This window comes from Bacillus sp. AFS001701 (assembly GCF_002559405.1).
Classification (GTDB): Bacteria; Bacillota; Bacilli; order Bacillales; family Bacillaceae_G; genus Gottfriedia.
Genome location: NZ_NTZO01000432.1, coordinates 1 through 4,003 on the forward strand (window position 1 = coordinate 1; position 4,003 = coordinate 4,003).

Consider the following 4,003-nt stretch of genomic DNA (forward strand, 5'->3'; position numbering starts at 1 on the left):
CAATAAATATGCATGGTTTGTAATAATTATATCGGCTAACATTAATTGATTTTTAGCCTTTTGATAAAAACATTTATGAAACCAAGGATTTGTTTTTTTATTTTCACTTTCTTCATTACAACAAACACGATCCCATAAATGTAAGCCACCTGAAGGAAGTGATAATTCATCTAATTCCCCAGTTTCAGTTTCAGTTAACCAAACAGTTATCATAGCCTTAGATAAAATACTATCGTAATTATCATCAAATTGTTCGCCAACAATATATTCAAATTTTTGCAGACATAGATAATTTCTTTTACTTTGTATAGAAGCTATTTTTAACTGAAATGGAACTATTTTTTCAATCGTTTTTATATGTTTTTTAAGTAATTGTTTTTGTAACGAGATTGTACTTGTACTAATGACCACTTGTTTGCCAAATTGTTTTGAGAAAAATGCTGATGGAATTAAATAACCAAATGTCTTGCCAACACCTGTTCCAGCCTCAGCTAAGAGAATATTATTCTGGCTAAATGCATCGAACACATCGTGCATATACGCAAATTGTTCATCTCTTTTTATAAAATTTGGAATTTCCACAGCCATCTGATCTACAAGTTCACGTTTAAGATACTCGTCGAATTCAACGAAATCTTCTTCCTCTTGAGGTAAACTAAAGCTTCTTTTTTTAAGAGCTATTCGTCTAAATTCTTCATACTCAACAGATTCATTTGTAAATGATTCAGATTGCTTTTGAAGTAGATCCGAAATATAGTATGTAATGTCACTTTTAAAGCTAGTGCTAAGTTTTTCTACTATTTTTAATGATGCATATGGCAAGCTCTCAAGTTTTTTTAATAAAATTGTTAATAATTCGGCAGTTACTTCAGCATCACTATCAGCTTGATGTGGGTTTTCATGTTGTATATTAAATACTTTTGCTAAATCAGATAATTTATAACTAGTTAAAGTTGGATATAAAATTCTTGTTAACTCCACTGTATCAATAGCTAATGGTGATATTTTTGGTAAACCAATCCGCTCAAATTCTTTTTGCAAAAATGTTAAGTCAAAATGCACATTGTGTGCAACAAAATATGCGTCATTAAACATCGGGTATAATTCTTCAACTATTTGTTCAAATTGTGGAGCATATTGAACCATTTCATCTGAAATCCCTGTTAGTTCGGAAATAAAGGTTGGAATATTCATGTTTGGATTAATAAAACTTGAAAACTGTTCAATAACTTCTCCACTTTCCAATAAAAAGGCTGCAATTTGAATAATTCGATCTTGACCTCTATTATTATTTCCGGTTGTTTCTAAGTCAACGACCACAAATTTATTCATATTTTGCCACCTCCAAATTCTCTATATAGATATTATTTTGCATAAACAGATTAAACAATACAACCAACAAAAAAATCCCCTAAAGAAGGGGATTTCAAATTGCCCTCAAACGCTTGTTTTCTTCGCTGTTTCTGTTGTTGTGTTAAATACTTTTGATCCTCATCATGTAACTTCATGCTTCGAAATTCAAAAGTTGACTTTTTACTTAACTGTACCTGCAATTTCTTTGCCAATCATTTCGACAATTTCATTTGCATCATTTAAAATAGCAATCTTTGGTTCATGTTGATCCAGTTTCTCTTCCTCTACCTGACCATATGCAATAATAATTACTTTGTCGCCTTCTTGGACCAATCTTGCCGCTGCACCATTAAGACAAATTACACCACTTCCACGTTTTCCTGGAATAACATATGTCTCAAGTCGTGCACCGTTATTATTATTTACAATTTGAACTTTTTCGTTTTCAAGTACATCAACAGCATCCATTAAATCTTGATCAATTGTAATACTTCCAACATAATTTAAATTAGCTTCTGTAACTGTAGCTCTATGAAGTTTTGCTCTCATCATTGTGCGAATCATGTCATTTCCCCCTAGTTGTTCAATCCTTAAATAGAAATTAAAATATTATCGATTAAGCGAGCATTAGAAAATTTTACTGCTAACGCAATAATTACTTTTCCATTTATTTTATTTAAAGGCTCTAAATCTGGATAAGAATATATACTTACGTAATCCACTGTTCCAGATGTTTCGCTTTGTATTGTAGAAATAATATTTTGTTGCAGTTGATCTGGATTTAAATTCCCTTTATTTATCTCTTCAACTGCTTTTTGTAAACTTTTATAAAGAACTGGTGCTTCTTGTCTTTCTTTGTCTGTTAAATAGACATTTCTAGAACTTTTAGCTAATCCATCTTCTTCTCTAATAGTTGGAACAGGATTAATTTTTACAGGAATATTAAAGTCTTCAACTAAACCTTCAATTACAGCTACTTGCTGAGCATCCTTTAATCCAAAATAAGCCTGGTCTGGTTGAACAATATTAAATAATTTTGTTACAATTAAAGCAACACCATCAAAATGTCCAGGTCTTTTTTCACCACAAAGGACATCTACTCGTTTTGTTACTTTCATTGTTGATTTTAATTCATTTGGATACATTTCTTCAACTGTTGGATAAAAGAGGCAATCTACACCAGCATTTAGTGCAACTTTTTCATCTCTTTCAAAGTCCCTTGGATATCGATCAAAATCTTCATTAGGTCCAAATTGAGTCGGATTAACAAAAATACTTAAAACGACGATATCATTATTTATTCTAGCTTCTTCTAATAAAGACGCATGACCTTCATGTAAAAACCCCATAGTTGGAACAAATCCAATCGATTTTTCATTTTTTCTGTGAATTTTTAATTCATTTCTTAAATCATTTATTGTGTGAAACACTTTCATTGCGAACTTCCCCCGTATAATGCCTTTAACTGTTCTTCTTTCATCGTAAACGAATGTTTAGTATCTGGAAATTGTCTAGATTTAACTTCTTGTACATATGAAGCAATTGCATTTTCAATTGTTGTAGATACATTTGCGTACTGTTTAACAAACTTAGCTACTCGACCAACACCATATGTTATTAAATCATGGTAAACAAGTACTTGACCATCTGTATCAACACCAGCACCTATTCCGATTGTTGGAATGGAAAGATCCTTTGTAATATCCTTTGCAATTTGCTTTGGTACACATTCGAGTACGATTGCAAATGCTCCTGCTTCTTCACATTTTTTTGCATCATTAAACAATTTCATCGCACTTTCAGAGTCACGTGCTTGAACTTTATAGCCACCTAATACACCTACAGATTGAGGAGTCAATCCTAAATGAGCTACAACTGGTACTCCCGCGATTGTTAATGCTTTAATCACATCTAAGACATTTTCATCTGCGCCCTCAACCTTAACAGCGTGCGCATCACCCTCTTGCATAATGCGACAAGCACTACGTAAAGCTTCTTCTTTTGAAAAGTGGTAAGACATGAATGGCATATCTGTCACTATAAACGTATTTTTTGCCCCGCGTTTAACTGCTTTTGAGTGATGAATCATGTCATCTACAGTAACCTTAATTGTAGAATCATATCCTAGGACAACATTCCCAAGTGAGTCACCGACTAAAATCATATCTACTTCACTTGATTCTGCTAATAGTGCTGAAGGGTAATCATAAGCAGTAATCATGACAATTGGGTCATTATTTTGTTTCATGTTTAAAAAATCTTTTGTTGTTTTCATCTTTTTTCCTCCTTTTAAATGAAGAGGAAATGGGGGCTACAATAAAAAAACTTTGCTCAAAAGAGAACAAAGGAAAATTGTAAACCGTCTCATTCCTCTGTCCCAGTCCCTTATAGGATCAAGGCAGACACATTTTTAGAATTGATTTTTTAAAACCTGGTGTAGTTCTTCTTAGGATACTAAAGTTTGATTGACCCTATTCAGATACCACCCTTGAAGAATCAGCGATAGTCGCGACCCTTCCAATACAGTTTATAGTAAGAATAGCAATTAAGTAAAGAAAAAACTTGGTATTATTTACAAATATACGTGACAATTATATAGAAAATAAAATAACTCTCTTTCAAATATAAAAAGAGAGTTGTTTTATTACGT

4 protein-coding genes are annotated in these 4,003 nt (G+C 32.2%); all 4 read right to left on the reverse strand.

Going from position 1 to position 4,003, the window contains the following annotated elements:
• A partial coding sequence (locus CN514_RS20645; RefSeq protein WP_176526006.1) for an exonuclease domain-containing protein occupies positions 1 to 1,332 on the reverse strand: 1,332 nt, incomplete at its 3' end.
• Positions 1,333 to 1,533: 201 nt separating this feature from the next.
• Entirely contained in the window at positions 1,534 to 1,917 is a 384-nt protein-coding gene (panD, locus tag CN514_RS20650; protein WP_025671415.1) for an aspartate 1-decarboxylase, read from the reverse strand.
• Positions 1,918 to 1,943: 26 nt separating this feature from the next.
• Complete coding sequence (gene panC, locus CN514_RS20655) at positions 1,944 to 2,789, reverse strand: pantoate--beta-alanine ligase (RefSeq protein ID WP_098234200.1); 846 nt, start codon at positions 2,787 to 2,789, stop codon at positions 1,944 to 1,946.
• A complete protein-coding gene (gene panB / locus CN514_RS20660) occupies positions 2,786 to 3,628 on the reverse strand; it encodes a 3-methyl-2-oxobutanoate hydroxymethyltransferase (RefSeq protein WP_098234201.1) in 843 nt (280 codons plus the stop codon). Before panB ends, panC begins: the two co-directional genes overlap by 4 nt.
• Between the last annotated feature and the right edge of the window lie 375 nt (positions 3,629 to 4,003).

Coding starts and splice junctions, on each gene's coding strand:
- panD (WP_025671415.1), bottom strand. CDS start 1,917: ATGATTCGCACAATGATGAGAGCAAAACTTCATAGAGCTACAGTTACA.
- panC (WP_098234200.1), bottom strand. CDS start 2,789: ATGAAAGTGTTTCACACAATAAATGATTTAAGAAATGAATTAAAAATT.
- panB (WP_098234201.1), bottom strand. CDS start 3,628: ATGAAAACAACAAAAGATTTTTTAAACATGAAACAAAATAATGACCCA.